The sequence below is a fragment of the Sphingobium sp. PAMC28499 genome (assembly GCF_004795815.1).
Classification (GTDB): domain Bacteria; phylum Pseudomonadota; class Alphaproteobacteria; order Sphingomonadales; family Sphingomonadaceae; genus Sphingobium; species Sphingobium yanoikuyae.
The window spans coordinates 778,921-794,996 of sequence record NZ_CP039248.1 but is presented as its reverse complement, the minus strand read 5'-3'; the positions used below and the strand labels follow the sequence as shown (position 1 = coordinate 794,996).

Below are 16,076 nucleotides of genomic sequence, written 5' to 3'. Positions count from 1 at the left end.
CCGGGACGGACCCCGCCGCGATGGCGCGCAGCATAGCGGGGCGTGATAGCGGCGCAATACGCATGATATCGACAAGCGGAGGCTGGACAGCGACGGGGCGCAGCGGCAAGTCTGCACGCCATCATCCATAGAGACGGAAAGTCCCCGATCCCATGAAACGCCTGGCCCTGCTGGCCGCCACCGCCGCCCTTGTGCTGCCCGCCACCCTGCCCGCTCAAACAGCAACGCCGGCCGCAGCCGATGCGCCGACCTTTTCGGCCGCAGCGGTGCGCGCCCATGTCGAATTTCTGGCCGACGACCTGCTGAAGGGCCGCGACACCGGCAGCGAAGGCCATGAAATCGCTGCCCGCTATGTCGCCAGCCAGTTCGATGGCCTCGGCCTCAAGCCCGCCGGCGACAATGGAAGCTGGCTGCAACGCATCGGCTTCCAGAAGACCGAGCGCGCCAAGACGCCGGGCACGCAGACCGTCACCGGTCCGGCCGGCGCCAAAAGCTTCACCCATGCCGGCGACGTGCTGATCGGCATGAACGCGGCCGAACCCAAGCTGGACGTGTCGGCGCCGCTGGTGTTCGTGGGCTATGGCCTGGAGAATGCGCGGCTCGGCCTCAACGACTATGCCGGGCTGGACGTGAAGGGGAAGATCGTCGTCACCCTGCGCGGCTATCCCAAGGGACTGCCGAGCGAGGAAGGCGCGCATCTGTCCGCCACCAAGGGCAAGATCGCCGAGGCGCATGGCGCGATCGGCATGCTGTCCATCGGCACCCTCCAGTCGATGAAGGCCCGCCCCTGGAACCGCATGGTCCAGTTCGCCGATGAGCCCGACTTCACCTGGGTCTCGCCCGAGGGCGTGCCGTTCGACGCCGCCCCCGGCATCCGGGTCGGCGCCAGCCTGGACGATGCCGCGGCGCAGGCGGTGTTCGCCGGCGCACCGACCAGCATCGCCGCGATCCGCAAGCAAGCCGACAAGGCCGGCGGCAAGCCCAAGGGCTTTGCGCTCAAGTCGACTGCCCAGATCCAGGTCGAAAGCGTCAGCGAGCGGGTGACCAGCCCCAATGTCGTCGCCATCCTGCCCGGCAGCGACCCCAAGCTTAGGCAAGAATATGTCGTCCTGTCGGCGCATCTCGACCATATCGGCATCAGCCCCGCCAAGCCGGGCGACAAGCCCGACACCGACCGCATCAACAATGGCGCGCTGGACAATGGCGCCGGTATCGCGACCATGCTGGAAGTGGCGCGCGCGATGGCCCAGTCGCCCAACAAGCCGCGCCGATCGATCGTCTTCCTGGCCTCCACCGGCGAGGAGAAGGGCCTGCTGGGCGCGGACTATTATGCCCGCCATCCCACCGTGCCGGGCAAGCAGATCGTCGGCAATGTCGACCTCGACATGCCGCTGCTGCTCTATCCCTTCACCGACGTGATCGCGTTCGGCGCCGACCATTCGACGCTGGGGCCGATCGTCGCCAAGGCGGTTGCGCCGATGGGGATCAAACTGGCCGCCGATCCGATGCCGCAGGAAACCATCTTCGTGCGGTCGGACCATTATATGTTCGTGAAGCAGGGCGTGCCTGCGGTCTTCCTGGCGACCGGCTATGCCAATGGCGGCGAGAAGGCCTGGGGCGAATTTCTGAGCGGCGCCTATCACCATCCCGGTGACGACATGACGCAGAAGATCGACTGGGACGCGGGCGCCCGCTTTGCCGAGGCAAATTATCGCATTGCACGGGTTATGACCGATAGCGACACCCCGCCCCAATGGTACAAGGCGGACTTCTTCGGCGATCTGTTCGCACCGGAGGCGGCCAAGGCGCCCAAGCAGTAAGATAAATATGCACGGGGCGCGGATTTTTTGCCCGCGCCCCTTGTGTGTCATTTTTGCAACATTACATCGCCAGCAATGCCTTGAAGGGGATGCTAATGAACCTCGAAAAATTCACCGACCGCGCCAAGGGTTTCCTCCAGTCGGCGCAGACCGTTGCGATCCGCATGAACCACCAGCGGATCAGCCCCGAACATCTGTTGAAGGCGCTGCTGGAAGATGAGCAGGGCATGGCGTCCGGCCTGATCAAGGCGGCGGGCGGCGATGCCGCGACCGCGCTGCGCGAGACCGATGCCGCGCTGGCCAAGGTGCCGGCGGTATCGGGCAGCGGCGCGCAGCAGACGCCGGGCCTCGACAATGATGCCGTGCGCGTGCTCGATTCCGCCGAGCAGGTGGCGCAGAAGGCGGGCGACAGCTTCGTCACGGTCGAACGGCTGCTGCTGGCGCTGACGCTGGCGACCACCACGACGGCGGGCAAGGCGTTGGCGACCGCCGGCGTGCGCGCCGAGGCGCTGAACGGCGCGATCAACCAGTTGCGCGGCGGCCGCACCGCCGATACGGCGGGCGCCGAAGACCGTTATGATGCGCTGAAGAAGTTCGCGCGCGACCTGACCGATGCGGCCAAGGCGGGCAAGCTCGACCCCGTGATCGGCCGCGACGAGGAAATTCGCCGCACCATCCAGATCCTGGCGCGCCGCACCAAGAACAACCCGGTGCTGATCGGCGAGCCGGGCGTCGGCAAGACCGCGATCGCGGAAGGGCTGGCGCTGCGCATCGCCCATGGCGACGTGCCCGATACGCTCAAGGACCGCACCTTGATGGCGCTCGACATGGGCAGCCTGATCGCCGGCGCCAAATATCGCGGCGAGTTCGAGGAGCGCCTCAAGGGCGTGCTCGACGAGGTGAAGGGCGCGGACGGCCAGATCATCCTGTTCATCGACGAGATGCACACGCTGATCGGCGCGGGCAAATCCGAGGGCGCGATGGATGCCGGCAATCTGCTGAAGCCGGCGCTGGCGCGCGGCGAGCTGCACTGCATCGGCGCGACAACGCTCGACGAGTATCGCAAATATGTCGAGAAGGACCCGGCATTGCAGCGGCGGTTCCAGCCGGTGTTCGTCGGCGAGCCGACGGTCGAGGACACGATTTCGATCCTGCGCGGCATCAAGGACAAATATGAGGCGCATCATGGCGTGCGCATCGCCGACGGCGCGATCGTGGCGGCGGCGACCCTGTCCAACCGCTATATCACCGACCGTTTCCTGCCCGACAAGGCGATCGACCTGATGGACGAGGCCGCGAGCCGCATCCGCATGGAGGTGGAGAGCAAGCCCGAGGAGATCGAGAATCTCGACCGCCGGATCATGCAGCTGCAGATCGAGCGCGAGGCGCTGAAGAAGGAAAGCGACCAGGCGTCGAAGGACCGGCTGGCCAATCTGGAGACCGACCTCGCCAATCTGGAGCAGCAGTCGGCCGAGCTGACGACGCGCTGGCAGGCGGAGAAGGACAAGATCGCCAGCGAAGCCAAGCTGAAGGAGCAGCTCGACGCGGCGCGGCTCCAGCTGGAACAGGCGCAGCGCGGCGGCGACTATGGCAAGGCCGGCGAGCTGCAATATGGCACCATCCCGCAGCTGGAAAAGCAGTTGGCCGAGGCCCAGGGCGCGTCCAAGGGCGCGATGCTGCGCGAGGAAGTGACGGCCGAGGATATTGCCAGCGTCGTGTCGCGCTGGACCGGCATTCCCGTCGACCGGATGATGGAAGGCGAGCGCGAGAAGCTGCTGGCGATGGAAGCGGAACTGGGCAAGCGGGTGATCGGCCAGGCCGATGCCGTGCGCGCGGTCGCAACCGCCGTGCGCCGCAGCCGGGCGGGTCTGCAGGATCCGAACCGACCGCTGGGCAGCTTCCTGTTCCTTGGCCCCACGGGCGTCGGCAAGACCGAGCTGACCAAGGCGCTGGCCGGTTTCCTGTTCGACGACGAGAGCGCGATGGTGCGCATCGACATGAGCGAGTTCATGGAGAAGCACAGCGTTGCCCGGCTGATCGGCGCGCCTCCGGGCTATGTCGGTTATGAGGAAGGCGGCGTGCTGACCGAAGCAGTGCGGCGCCGGCCCTATCAGGTCGTGCTGTTCGACGAGGTCGAGAAGGCGCATGGCGACGTGTTCAATGTGCTGCTGCAGGTGCTGGACGATGGCCGCCTGACCGATGGCCAGGGCCGCACCGTCGACTTCACCAACACGATCATCGTGCTGACGTCGAACCTGGGCAGCCAATATATCGCCGCCCAGCCCGACGACGAGCCGGTCGAGAAGGTCGAGGACCAGGTGATGGAGATGGTGCGCAGCCATTTCCGCCCCGAATTCCTCAACCGTCTGGACGAGATCATCCTGTTCCATCGTCTGGGGGCCGGCCATATGGCGCCGATCGTCGATATCCAGGTGGCGCGGGTGCAGAAGCTGCTGAAGGACCGCAAGGTGACGCTCAACCTGACCGACGGTGCGCGCGCCTGGCTGGGCCGGGTCGGCTATGATCCGGTCTATGGCGCGCGACCATTGAAGCGGGCGGTGCAGCGTTACCTGCAGGATCCGCTGGCCGACCTGATCCTGCGCGGCGAAGTGCCGGACGGATCGACGGTGACGGTGGAAGATGGCGACGGCGCGCTGAAGCTCAGCGTCGCATGACGACAAAGGAGGCGGATTTCGCGCTGGCCGATGGGATCGACATCGACCGGCTGCGATCCGACTATCAGCGCGACGGGCGTGCCCGCATCGGTCCCTTCCTGACCGATGCGGCGGCCCGCGCGCTGGCCGCGCATCTGGACGCACGCGAGGATTGGCGGATCATCCTCAATTCGGACGAGAAATTGTTCGAGATCGATCGCCCGACAGCGCAATCGATGACGCCGCAGCAATGGGGCGCCCTGAACCAGGCGGTGCATGAAGCGGCCCGGCATGGCTTCCAGTTCCGCTATGGCAGCATTCGCGTGCCTGACGAGGAGCAGGCGCGTCGGCAGTCGCCACATCTGCTCGATGCGTTCGTCCGCTTCATGGCGGGGCCGGAAGTGCTGGCGCTGGTCCGGGCGATCACCGGCAGCGAGGCGATCGGCTTCGCCGACGGGCAGGCGACCCGCTATGTCAGTGGCGATTTCCTGACCGGCCATGATGATGGGGTCGCGGAGAAGAACCGGCATGCCGCCTATGTCTTTGGCCTGACCGAGGGATGGCGGACCGAATGGGGCGGCTTGCTGATGTTCCATGGTGCCGATGGCGGCTTTTCCGGCCGGGTTCCGGCCTTCAACAGGCTCGATCTGTTCCGCGTGCCGCAATTGCACAGCGTCAGCTATGTCGCGCCTTCGGCGGGTGCGGCCCGGACGTCGGTGACCGGCTGGTTCCGGTCGGCGATGGGGTGAAGACGGCGACGGCGCACGGAGACCCAGTGTCGGCTAAGTCAGGCGCGCCGCGCGCCAGTTGGTCCTGAAAGGAGGGCGGCCCCGCAAGGGAGGGCCGCCCTTTTATATTATCTGGCTTAGAAGCTTGCCTTCGCGCCGATGCGGAAGGAGCGACCCAGGATCGCCGACTCGCCAACCACCGGGTTGTAGAGATAGGCGCCATAGGTGGTCGCATCGATCGGCGGCTTGTTGTTGAAGACGTTCATGACGTTGGCATAAAGCTCGAACTGGTCGTTGACCTTGATCGTGCCCGTCATGTCGACGCTGATGAACGACTTCACGCGACAACCCTGATAGGCTTCACCATCATAGTTGGTGGGCACCAGGCTGCAGTCGCCGGCAACGCCACCCTGATCCTCGGCCGAATAATCATAGCCATCGGTGTAATAGGCGGTCGCGCTGAGCGAAGCCTTGCCGAAGTCCAGCGTATTCTGCCAGCTACCACGCCACTGCTGCGTGCCCGAACCGGCCGTCAGGTTGAAGTTGCCGAGCGTGTCGACATAATGTTCAACCGTCCCGTCGGGATATTCGGTGTTCAGCTTGATGACATAGGTCGCATCGATCGAGGTCGAGAAGGTGATGTTGTCGCTCAGGCGGAACTTGCCCATCGCGTTGAAATCGATACCCGACGTCTTGATCGTGTTGGCGTTGATGAAGCTGCCCTGCACGAAGGCGATACGGCGCTGCGAACCGGTATGTTCCTGATCGACTTCGTCCGGGATCACCGTCACGCCATCATAGGAGGTTTCCCCGGTGGCGTAATAGTTGGCGATCGCGTTCGAGAAGTTCACCGAGGTGATCGCGCCGGTCTTCTTGATATTATAATAGTCGACGCTGAACGACACATTGTTGAGCGGCTGGAAGGTCGCACCAAGCGTGATGTTACGCGACTTTTCCGCCTTCAGGTTCGGGTTTCCTACCGTCGTCTGACCGATCGAATAGTTGGTCAGATAGGTGTTGGGACCGGTGCCGGCCGCGTTCAGATGCTGGTCGATGAATTCCTGCGGCATCGAACCGATCGACTGGGTGACATAGCCGGTGGTCGGCAGGGCGCCCATTTCCGCGAAGCTGGGGATGCGGAAACCCTTCGAGAAGGTGCCACGGAACATCAGTTCGCGGATCGGCTTGAACTTCGCGCCGAACTTGGGCGAGAAATTGTCCTGGCCGGTCGAATAATGGTCGTAGCGACCCGCCGCCGTCAGTTCGAGCTGCTCGACAATCGGTGCGCCCAGTTCGAAATAGGCGGATTCGACATCGCGATGGCCCTTGGCGCCGAAGGCGTTCAGGCGAAAATAGCGCTCCGTCTGACCATCATAGTCGGGGTTGCCGCTGGGATTGTTGAGCGATTCATAGCGGGCGGCGATGCCGACCGCGACCTGCAGCGGACCACCCGGCAGGTCGAACACGTCCTTCAAAATGCTGGCCGTGCCCTGATAAAGCTGGGTCTTGCTGTGGTTGATCTGGGTCGGGGTCAGATAGTCGAGCGTCTCCTGCGAGGTCGCCGACGGGTTCATGAAATTATACGAACCGTCCGCGATCACATCGAGCAGATGCTGGATATAGACATAGCCCTTGGCCGTGGTCTTCAGCTTCGAGACCATGGCGGTGCCATCGACCTGATAATGCCAGTCGTTGCCGAAATCGCCCTTGATTCCGGCAGCGGCGCGGAAGACCTGGCTGACCGATTCATTATATTCGGTGCTGGTCGGCAGGCGGCCGATGATGGCGGCTTCCTGGCCCTGGGCGGCATAGGGGTTGTTCGGGTTCAGCGTGCCGTTGCTGGCGTCGCAGCTGGCGGTGCCGCGGGCGCAGACATAGACCGGCAGGCGCAGCAGGCCGGCGCCGGTCGAGGTCGAATAGGCCGAATAGTCGATACCGGCCGGCGCATTGGCGCGGATGATCGAGGCAAGGCCGGTATAGGAGGACTTGCTGTTCTCATAGTTGAGTTCGAGATAGGCTTCGCCACTCTCCCCGACGATCTTGGTGAAGCGGCCGGAAATGCCCCAGCGCTGCTGTTCCGGCAGAACCTGGCTGTAGTCGTGGGTGATGTCCTGCTGGCAAACGGTATGCGGCGCAGTTGCATTGGCCGCATATTCCGCGTCGGTCAGCGTGTAGGGGTTGAGGCTGCCACAGCCGGCAGCGGCGTTCAGCAGCTCGTAACGGCCAGCACCGGCGCCGGTAGCGGCATCGAACGGACGGACCATGAAGACATTGGTCGCGGTCGACAGGCCGGTGAAGCCGATGCTGGGGTCGACGCCATTGGCCATGTTGTTGGGACCGCAGACGCCGTCATGACAGATGCCCGACAGGTCGTCGCTGTTATAGGGATAGCCCAGGTCCTTGTTATAGACCGCAGCGCTCTTGAGATAATGGGCGCTGACATAGGCATTGAAGCCCTGCTCGGCGAGGTCGCCATAGCCATAGGTGGCCGACAGACGCTGGTTGGCGCCATAGCCCTTTTCGGCGACACCGGCTTCGGCCTGAAGGTGCAGGCCCTTCACTTCGCGCTTGGTGATGATGTTGACCACGCCGGCAACCGCGTCGGCGCCATAGGTGGCGGACGCGCCGTCCTTCACCACTTCGACCCGATCGACGATGGCGTCGGGGATGGTGTTGAGATCGACGAAGTTGCGCGTGCCGTCATCGGCCAGCGGATAATAAGCGGCGCGCAGGCCGTCGAACAGCACCAGCGTCGAGGAGGTCGACAGGCCGCGCAGCGAGACCGCCGAGGCACCACCGGCAAAGGCGCCATTGGCCGAGAAGCCGTTGGTCAGTGCCGGGCCGTTATTGGCCGACAGATTCTGGATACCCTGCTGGACCGTGGTGATGCCGCGGATCGCCAGATCTTCCGACGACACGGTGGTGATCGGCGAAATGGTTTCCTTGTCGATGCGGCGCAGCAGCGAGCCGGTCACGACGATCGTGTCGTTCGCGCCGTCATCGGCCTGGGGCGCATTATCCTGAGCATGGAGGGGCGCCTGGAACAGCGCGGTGGCGAGAATGACGGGCGCGACTCCGGCCCGCAAGAATGCGGCAATCGATGCGTTCTTCAAATTTCCAGTCCCTTATCTGGAGCGGCAGATTTGTCTGCCTGCTGTGACCAGTGCGACCCTGCGGAACCACAAGGCGGGGCATGGGTGCGCCCCATGGAACCGGCTGTAAACCCGGTTGCGTTACGAAACGTTACGATTTTTACAAATGTGAAACATTCCAGCAACACCATTACGGTATTGAAACCAAATCATATTCTGCTGAAATCGTCCGATGGAATTCGCCAGAAACCCCGCAATCATGGGGCCTTTCAAGCCGAATTCGTGCATGCATCAAAGGGCAAATGAAAAGAGCGCGTAATTATATTACGCGCGCTTTGTTTCTCAAAATTCCGATCGCACTTTGCCGCTGCGAGAGCGCGGAATGAACTTGGGCGCCTTATGAAGTCGCCCATCTGGCCTTAATCACCGCCCGCGCCATTGGGATCGAAGCCCTGCCGCGTGCGCCCCTGAATATCCTCCGCATCGCGGCTACCGGCGGCGTCAATCTGGCTCCACTCGGCATTGGTGTGACAGATACGACGCTTCTTCACCAAGGAACCGGTTTCGACCTGGCTTACGCATCGGACATAATTGGGATCTTTTCGATCCAGCTTGGCGCCGGTCGAACCCGTTGCAGCCGTCTGTGCCAACAACGGCGTCGGCAACAAGACACTCCCCATCGCGAGAACATATTGCAGCCGATTCATGACTGAGCCTCCCTAAACAAATCGCCTTATGATATGCCCTGTTTCCATATCCCAGTAAATGGATGAGCATTCAGCAACAAGGTTGACATGACCGTCGGGTTTCAAAATAGCGCCTCCCCTACCGCTCCGTTGCAGCGCAATGCCATGCAGTTGATGATGGCCGGCCAGATCCGTCCCGCTATCCAGGCCTTTCGGGACCTGATTGCTGCTCGGCCCGCGCCGATGGCCGACGACTGGTACAATCTTGCCTATTTGCTCCGCTGTGACCGACAGTTTGAAGCCGCGCTGAAACATTATGATCAGGCTCTGGCGCTCGGCATTCCGCAGCCAGAAGACGTCTATCTCAATCAGGCCGCGATCCTGTCGGAACATCTGCACCGGCAGGACGCCGCCGTGGATGCCCTGGCAAGCGCTTTGAAATGCAATAGCCATTTTGTGCCAGCCTGGTTCAATCTCGCGACCATCCACGAGGATCGGGGACAGGCGCAGGAAGCCCGTGCGGCCTATCGTCATATCCTGGACCTCTATCCTGTCAACGGCCGCGCCCATGCGCGTTTGACCGCGATCGACCTGTATCATGATCAGGCCGTCGACGCCTTGAATCGCCTAACCCATGTGATGGCTCAATCCGGTCTGCATGCCGAAGACCGAGCAGAGTTGCACTTCGCGAGCGGGCTCGCGCTGGACGCGTCACAGCAATTTGACGAAGCCTTTGCGCATTTTCAGCAGGGCAACCAGCTTGCGCGCCAGTTGATCGACCCCGCGCTGGCTTATGACCGCGCTGCAATGGACCGGATGGTCGATGCGCTGATCGCGCATGTGCCCGAACATTCCGGCGCACGGCAAATGGAAGACGTGGAAGATCGGAACGCGCCGATCTTCATCTGCGGATTGTTCCGATCCGGTTCAACGCTGGCGGAAAGACTGATCGGGCGTCATTCGCGCGTCACCGCGGGCGGTGAACATGAAAGCATTCCGGCGATCGCCGGCGGCCTGCCCTCGCCTGCAACCTTGTCATCGAGCCAGATTGTGCAACTGCGCAATCAGTATCTCAATGAAATTGGCGCGGCATTCCCGGATGCGTCACTGATCACCGACAAGCGCCCGGACAATTTTCTGCATATAGGCCTGATCAAGCAGCTCTTCCCCGATGCAAAGATCATTCATACGCGACGCAACCTGCTGGACAATATCCTGTCCATCTACTTCCTCTATTTTGCCGACGGCATCAGCTACGGCTTCGATCTGGACGACATTGTCCATTATGTTCGATGCTATGATCGCCTGATGCAGCATTGGCGTTCGCTCTATGGCGAGGATATCATCGATCTCGACTATGACGCGCTTGTCCAGGATCCCGAAATGGTGATGCGCGCAGTGCTGAGCGCGCTCGATCTGCCTTGGGAAGAGGACTGCGCCCGCACCAGCAATGACAATGCAGCGGTCAAGACCGCGAGCAGCTGGCATGTCCGCAAGCCGCTCAATGACCGATCCTCTGGTCGATGGCGCAACTATGCCCGCCAGATGGACGACGTCCGCCGCGCATTAGGAGACGCGATCGAGGCCTAGCGTAGATGCCGATCCCGCCTGCTTGGAAACGCTCTAGCCCGCTGTGCCGGTGATCTCGAACATCCGGCTGAGCAATGCCTGTTCCGCGGGACTAAGGTGCGGATTCCAGACGTCGAAGATCAGGACCACGCGTGGCTTTTCGCTGCGATTCCAGGCTTCATGCTCGATCGTGTCATCGAAGGCAAAGGCTTCGCCTTCCTTCCATTGACGGGTTTCTCCACCGACGCGAAACGCGCAACCATCGGGTACGATCAGCGGCAGGTGGATGATCGCACGACTATTCGTCACCCCCGTATGGGGCGGGATATGGGCACCGGGGCGCAGCAGCGAGAAAAAGGCGGAAGGTGCCTTTCCCGGAATATGGCTTTGCGGAACCGCTTCCAGCGCCTTTGCCGTTTCAGGGCATAGATCGCACACCGCATCGTTACGGACACCATATTCCCACAGGAAGCAGGCCGTCCAATCCAGCGAACCGTCCAGCGTCGACCATTTGGTTTCCGGGCCGCCCTTTTCCATGCGTACATAGGGGCGAATAAGGTCATTATTGCCATATAGAATGGCTTCCGCCTCAGCCCGTATCGCATCGGCACGCGTCTCCAATTGTGCGAACCAGGGGAAATGCGCCCGATCGAAAAATTCATCGGCAGGCAGAAACGGATAATGAATGCCGGCACAGACATTGGGATAAATGCGCCGTCGCCCAAGGCTATGATCCACACAAGCGCGGAAACGCCGCGCCTGTGGCCCCAGCATGTCGATCTGATCGGCCAGTGCTTCATCGATCGTGGCGGCAAGCGTCGCATTATGCCCGGCCAGAAACGCCTTGGCCTGAGCCAGCATGTTGCGCACCGCCGGCGGCGGATTTTCGATCCCTTCGAGCAACTGCGCAACATGGCTCCAGCCTTGCGCGGCTTGTGCCATATGGCCGTTACGCTGATGCAGTTCCGCCATACGATATTGCGCCATGACATGGCGGCGATCGATCGCCAGCGCGCCTTCAAGGCTGCGCCGTTCGCCATCGACGTCCTGCGCACCACGATGCGCCGTCGCCAGATTCATCCACAGCGCCGGCTCATTGGGATCAGCCGCAATGGCCGCCTGAAAGAAGTGACATGCCGCTTTCCAGTCACGCTGTCCCAACGCCTGCATACCGCGCGCATTCGCAACCAGTGGATTGCCAGGCACGAGAGCATCGGCGCGCGCAAGCAGGGCAGCTTCTTCCTCCGGCCGCCCATTGGCACGCGCCTGCTGCGCTGCGGCCAGGAAACGCTGCATATCTTCTTGTGCTTGCACGCTCATTCCAATGTCATGACGGTTGAATCCGCAGCCCAAAGGCATATGCCTCAGCTATGACACAAGATTTCCGACAACAGAACCCCAGTGCCGAATGGCTGGCCCATCGCTATGATCCCACGCATGACGCGATCCAGTTTCACGTCATCGACCGCGAGGTGCGCCGATCCACGCCCTTCCTGACAGATGACTGCCTTGCGCCCAAGCATCCCCCGCTGGTGATCAAACGGAGCGATCTTACCGTCAACCCAAGCCCGATCCACTTCATATTCCATTCGGCCTATTGCTGCTCGACCTTGCTGGCGAGCGCCTTCGACCTGCCGGGATCGGCCATGTCCCTGAAGGAGCCCGTCCTGCTCAACGATCTGGTCGGATGGCGGCAGCGCGGTGCGGCGCCTGATGCCGTAAGCCAAGTCCTCGACAGCGGCCTGTCCGTCCTGGCAAGGCCGTTCCAGACGGGAGAGGCGACCGTCATCAAGCCGTCCAACGTCGTCAATGGACTGGCGACGGCCATGATGAGCTTGCGGCCTCAGGCCAAGGCGATCCTGCTCTACGCCCCACTCGAAGCCTATCTGACATCGATTGCACGCAAGGGGATGACCGGGCGGCTTTGGGTGCGCGAACTTCTGTCGCGGCAATTGGTCGATGGGCTGGTCGAACTGGGCTTCACCCCGCGCGATTATCTGCTGCATACCGACCTTCAAGCTGCCGCCGTCGGCTGGCTGGCGCAGCATCGGTTGTTCACGATCATGGCGGACCGCTGGCCAGACCGGGTCCGGACGCTGGACAGCGAACAGTTGATTGCCGACCCGCTCGCCAGCCTGGATGCGGCCTCCGCCTTTCTGGGAATCGCACCGCCGGCCGATGGCTTTACGCCCGTGATCGAGACGGTCTTCCAGCGCAATGCCAAGGACGGAAGCCCCTTCAAGCCCGGCCAGCGGGAAGGCGACCGACAGCAAGGGCAGCAATTGCATAAGGAAGAAATAGAAAGGGTTGCCCAATGGGCTCAATTGGTCGCCCGCAACGCGGGCTTGCCGGATCAATTGCCGATGCCGTTGCTGGCGAACTGAAGCCAGCCTTCATTCAAATTCCAGGGCCTGCTCCAAAATGAACAGGCACAAAAAAGGGGCGGCCCGCGAAGGCCGCCCCTCTTTTTTTAGCGATGTGCCTTAGAACTTCAGACGCGCGGTCGCAGCGAAGCGACGGCCAACCGCGTCGTAGGTCGACGGGAAGGTGTTGCCGCTGTTGTACGTGGTCGTACCGGCAGCCGAACCGACGAGCGGCGGCTTCTTGTCGAAGATGTTGAATGCCGACATCGTCAGATCAAGGTTATCGGTAATCCCGAAGCGCGTGGTCAGGTCGAAGTAGTTATAGGCGCTGATCTTGTTGAAGTTGTAGCTCTTACCCGCCAGCGGGCTCGGGCCAGTGATCTCGCCATTGAACAGGTTCCGGCTGGCCGTGGTGAAGCCGCGAGCAACATAATCGGAAGCCTGACCTTCATACTTCACGCTGTCGATATAGCGCCACAGGAGCGACAGATCGACCTTGCCGAAGGTGAAGGTGGTACGCTGCGTGAACGAGAACTCCGGCTGGATCGACGCACAGTTGACGCTGAAGTAGCCGACGCAGTCACGGTTGTAGGACGTCGACGATGCACGGAAGGTCGACTTGTTGGTCCAGTTACCGTTGAAGCTCAGAGCGAGCTGCGCGAAGTTCAGATCGGTCTGGTAGTTGACCGACAGATCGATACCGTCGGTGGCCAGGCGACCATTGTTGGTCAGCGGCTGCGGCAGACCCAGGATCGGGTTGGTCGCAGTCGACGTACCGCTCAGACGGCCATTTGCCGGGTTACGACGGATCGACGTACAGGCTTCCGAAGTCGCCGACGCTGCCGTGATGTTATCGAAGCAGGCGCCCATGATGTCCAGCGGCGTGGCTGCGGTGATCGCGTTGCTGACCTTGATGTTGTAATAGTCAACCGACACGGTCAGGCCGCTCACGAAGTTACGCGGCTGCAGAACCATACCAACGGTGAAGGTCTTCGCCGTTTCCGGACGGATGTTCGGGTTGCCACCACCGGTCGCATTGGCCTGATCCGCGCTCGGGGTCTGGATCGCACCAATCGATGCGGCCGGAGCACCCTGCGCAAGGCAGACAGCGCGCAGGTTCGCGTTGGTGGTCGGTGCAGCACCGGCGCACGGGTCGGTCGCAAGGCTGGTCAGACCGGTAACGACCGGTGCGAACAGTTCGCCGATGTTCGGCGCGCGGACGGCGCGCTGATAGTTGCCGCGGAACTTGAGATCATCCACGGGCGCCCAGGTCGCACCAAACTTGTAGGTGGTCGCGTTGAAGCGCGGGCTACCAGCGGTATCGACCTTGTACTTCGAATAGCGGATGCCGCCTTCGACGGTCAGTTCCTGAACGAACGGACGATCCGAAACCAGCGGCGCGATGACTTCGCCGAAGAATTCGTAGACGTCAAAGCCACCGTCCAGCGGCAGAACAGCGCCGCCGGCGCCACCGAGTTCACCCGGGACGAGCGAGAGATTGTCCGGGATACGCTCGGCAGTGTAGTTGCGATATTCCGCACCGGCCGCGAAGGAAACCGGGTTCGACGCCAGCGGCGACGAGAAGCCCATGTCGCCCGACAACACGGCATGCGCCTGCGACAGGCTGGCCTTGTTGGTGATGGTGCTCTGACCGTTCAGGAAGGCAGCCTGATCAGGCGTGATCGAACCGAACAGGTTGAGCGGGACGCAGCCATTGGCCGTGTTGGTGCACGCGGTGGTGCTGGTGGCGTTGAGAGCCTGCTGCACGCGCGAGTTCAGAACATAGCCCGACTGGGTCTGGGTGTTCTGGCTTTCGCCATGCGAACCATAGACTTCGAGGCTCAAGCTATCGTTGATGTGATAGCGCGTGCCGATGTTGATGTCGAAGATCTGGGTTTCATAGCTGCTGATACGCGGACCGATTTCAACGGTACGGCGATAAACAGCCGGCAGCGGCAGAGCAGCATTGTTGTTGCACGCAGCGCCCAGTGCAATGCCCGCTTCCGTACAGATACGGTCACGAATCGCGGTCGGCAGATAGGGGTTGTTACCCGGAATGGTCAGCGAGGTGCCGAAAATGCCCGACGGCGCGATGATCGTGTCGACAGTGTTCTTCGAGAACAGTGCGCGCGAGAAGACTTCTACCTTGTCCGACACTTCGTAGCGGGTCGAACCGTAGATGTTGAAGCGCTTGAACGGCGTCACGAAGATATTGTACGGGTTGAAGTTGAAGCCCTGGTAGAAGGGCACGAGCGACTGACCGTCCGGGCTGACCTGGGTATCTTCGGTCGCGAAGGAAATGCCGGTCGGCGTCGAGGTGAAGGACGAACCCGAAGCGCGGCCCGTCGTCGACGAGATACCGAAGACCGAGATGTCGCGATCGCCCTGATAGATCGGGTCGGCTTCCTGATAGCCCACGGACAGAACGGCGTTACCACGACCATCGTCGAAATTCGCGCCGACCGTGAAGTCCATGTTGAAGCGGTTGCCATCGCCCTGATCGGTGATCTGCTCGCCGATGCTCAGGTCCATGCCCGCGAAATCGCGACGGGTGATGAAGTTGACGACACCCGAAACGGCGTCCGCACCATAGGTGGTCGAAGCACCGCCGGTCAGCACGTCGACGCGCGAAACGAGCGCGGTCGGGATGTTGTTAAGGTCGAACGAACCGCCGAAATCCGCCGGCGTAACGCGCTGACCGTCCAGCAGGACGATGTTGCGGTTACGGCCAAGGCCACGCAGGTTGACATAAGCCGCACCACCGTTGCCGTTGTTGACGTTCTGGCCGATGCTGGGAACCACACCCGGAATATCACGCAGCAGCGCTTCGGCGTTGGTCGTCTGGCGCAGTTGCATTTCGGTTTCGCCAACCGCCGTAACCGGCGACGACGACGTCAGGTTCGGGTTGCGGATCAGCGATCCGGTCACGACGATCGTGTCAGTCGCGGCAGCTTCAGCCGTCTGAGGCGCGTCCTGCGCCGACGCGGCGGTTGCGAACAACGACGCACCGAGGATCGCCGGAGCGGCGCTGGCACGCAGCAGTGCCCTCTTCGAAAATGTCTTCACGTTTCCAGTCCCTTGCTCTGGAGTTGGGCAGTCACCTGCCTTCATGTGCACCTACAAGGGGATATGGTGCCCGACAGCGATCCCCCCGTATGGATTGC

At 62.1% G+C, this 16,076-nt stretch carries 9 protein-coding genes; 5 read left to right on the top strand and 4 right to left on the bottom strand.

All coding sequences use genetic code 11. From position 1 onward, the window contains the following. The first annotated feature begins 152 nt into the window (after positions 1-152). The 3 genes from E5554_RS03820 to E5554_RS03810 all read left to right on the top strand — a co-directional run bounded on the left by E5554_RS03820 (position 153) and on the right by E5554_RS03810 (position 5,223). Complete coding sequence (locus E5554_RS03820; protein ID WP_136186000.1) at positions 153-1,820, top strand: M28 family metallopeptidase; 1,668 nt, start codon at positions 153-155, stop codon at positions 1,818-1,820. A 95-nt stretch (positions 1,821-1,915) separates the two neighbouring features. Next, a complete protein-coding gene (gene clpB / locus E5554_RS03815) occupies positions 1,916-4,495 on the top strand; it encodes an ATP-dependent chaperone ClpB (RefSeq protein WP_136185999.1) in 2,580 nt (859 codons plus the stop codon). Continuing rightward, positions 4,492-5,223, top strand: a complete 732-nt coding sequence (locus tag E5554_RS03810; RefSeq protein ID WP_136185998.1) for a 2OG-Fe(II) oxygenase family protein — start codon at positions 4,492-4,494, stop codon at positions 5,221-5,223. Before clpB ends, E5554_RS03810 begins: the two co-directional genes overlap by 4 nt. A 116-nt stretch (positions 5,224-5,339) precedes the next feature. Here E5554_RS03810 and E5554_RS03805 read toward each other — a convergent pair whose 3' ends face one another. Next, complete coding sequence (locus E5554_RS03805) at positions 5,340-8,315, bottom strand: TonB-dependent receptor (RefSeq protein WP_063976676.1); 2,976 nt, start codon at positions 8,313-8,315, stop codon at positions 5,340-5,342. 398 nt (positions 8,316-8,713) lie between these two features. Next, entirely contained in the window at positions 8,714-9,001 is a 288-nt protein-coding gene (locus tag E5554_RS03800) for a hypothetical protein (RefSeq protein ID WP_063976675.1), read from the bottom strand. Between the two features lie 87 nt (positions 9,002-9,088). On the opposite strand from E5554_RS03800, the gene E5554_RS03795 reads away from it, so the two are divergent. Beyond that, the gene (locus E5554_RS03795; RefSeq protein WP_063976674.1) at positions 9,089-10,570 is read left to right on the top strand and encodes a sulfotransferase; all 1,482 of its coding nucleotides are present in this window, start codon (positions 9,089-9,091) and stop codon (positions 10,568-10,570) included. Between the two features lie 33 nt (positions 10,571-10,603). Here the strand turns inward: E5554_RS03795 and E5554_RS03790 are convergent, their stop codons facing one another. Beyond that, the gene (locus E5554_RS03790) at positions 10,604-11,908 is read right to left on the bottom strand and encodes an aspartyl/asparaginyl beta-hydroxylase domain-containing protein (protein ID WP_247594370.1); all 1,305 of its coding nucleotides are present in this window, start codon (positions 11,906-11,908) and stop codon (positions 10,604-10,606) included. A gap of 11 nt (positions 11,909-11,919) precedes the next feature. On the opposite strand from E5554_RS03790, the gene E5554_RS03785 reads away from it, so the two are divergent. Further along, positions 11,920-12,933, top strand: coding sequence for a hypothetical protein (locus E5554_RS03785; protein WP_063976672.1), 1,014 nt, complete (start codon positions 11,920-11,922; stop codon positions 12,931-12,933). A gap of 99 nt (positions 12,934-13,032) precedes the next feature. Here E5554_RS03785 and E5554_RS03780 read toward each other — a convergent pair whose 3' ends face one another. Next, positions 13,033-15,978 (bottom strand): TonB-dependent receptor, encoded by a 2,946-nt coding sequence (locus E5554_RS03780; RefSeq protein ID WP_063976671.1) that lies wholly within the window; start codon positions 15,976-15,978, stop codon positions 13,033-13,035. Between the last annotated feature and the right edge of the window lie 98 nt (positions 15,979-16,076).

Excerpts from the sequence above, each read along its gene's own strand:
- E5554_RS03820 (WP_136186000.1), top strand. The coding sequence starts at position 153 with ATGAAACGCCTGGCCCTGCTGGCCGCCACCGCCGCCCTTGTGCTGCCC.
- clpB (WP_136185999.1), top strand. The coding sequence starts at position 1,916 with ATGAACCTCGAAAAATTCACCGACCGCGCCAAGGGTTTCCTCCAGTCG.
- E5554_RS03810 (WP_136185998.1), top strand. The coding sequence starts at position 4,492 with ATGACGACAAAGGAGGCGGATTTCGCGCTGGCCGATGGGATCGACATC.
- E5554_RS03800 (WP_063976675.1), bottom strand. The coding sequence starts at position 9,001 with ATGAATCGGCTGCAATATGTTCTCGCGATGGGGAGTGTCTTGTTGCCG.
- E5554_RS03795 (WP_063976674.1), top strand. The coding sequence starts at position 9,089 with ATGACCGTCGGGTTTCAAAATAGCGCCTCCCCTACCGCTCCGTTGCAG.
- E5554_RS03790 (WP_247594370.1), bottom strand. The coding sequence starts at position 11,908 with ATGCCTTTGGGCTGCGGATTCAACCGTCATGACATTGGAATGAGCGTG.
- E5554_RS03785 (WP_063976672.1), top strand. The coding sequence starts at position 11,920 with ATGACACAAGATTTCCGACAACAGAACCCCAGTGCCGAATGGCTGGCC.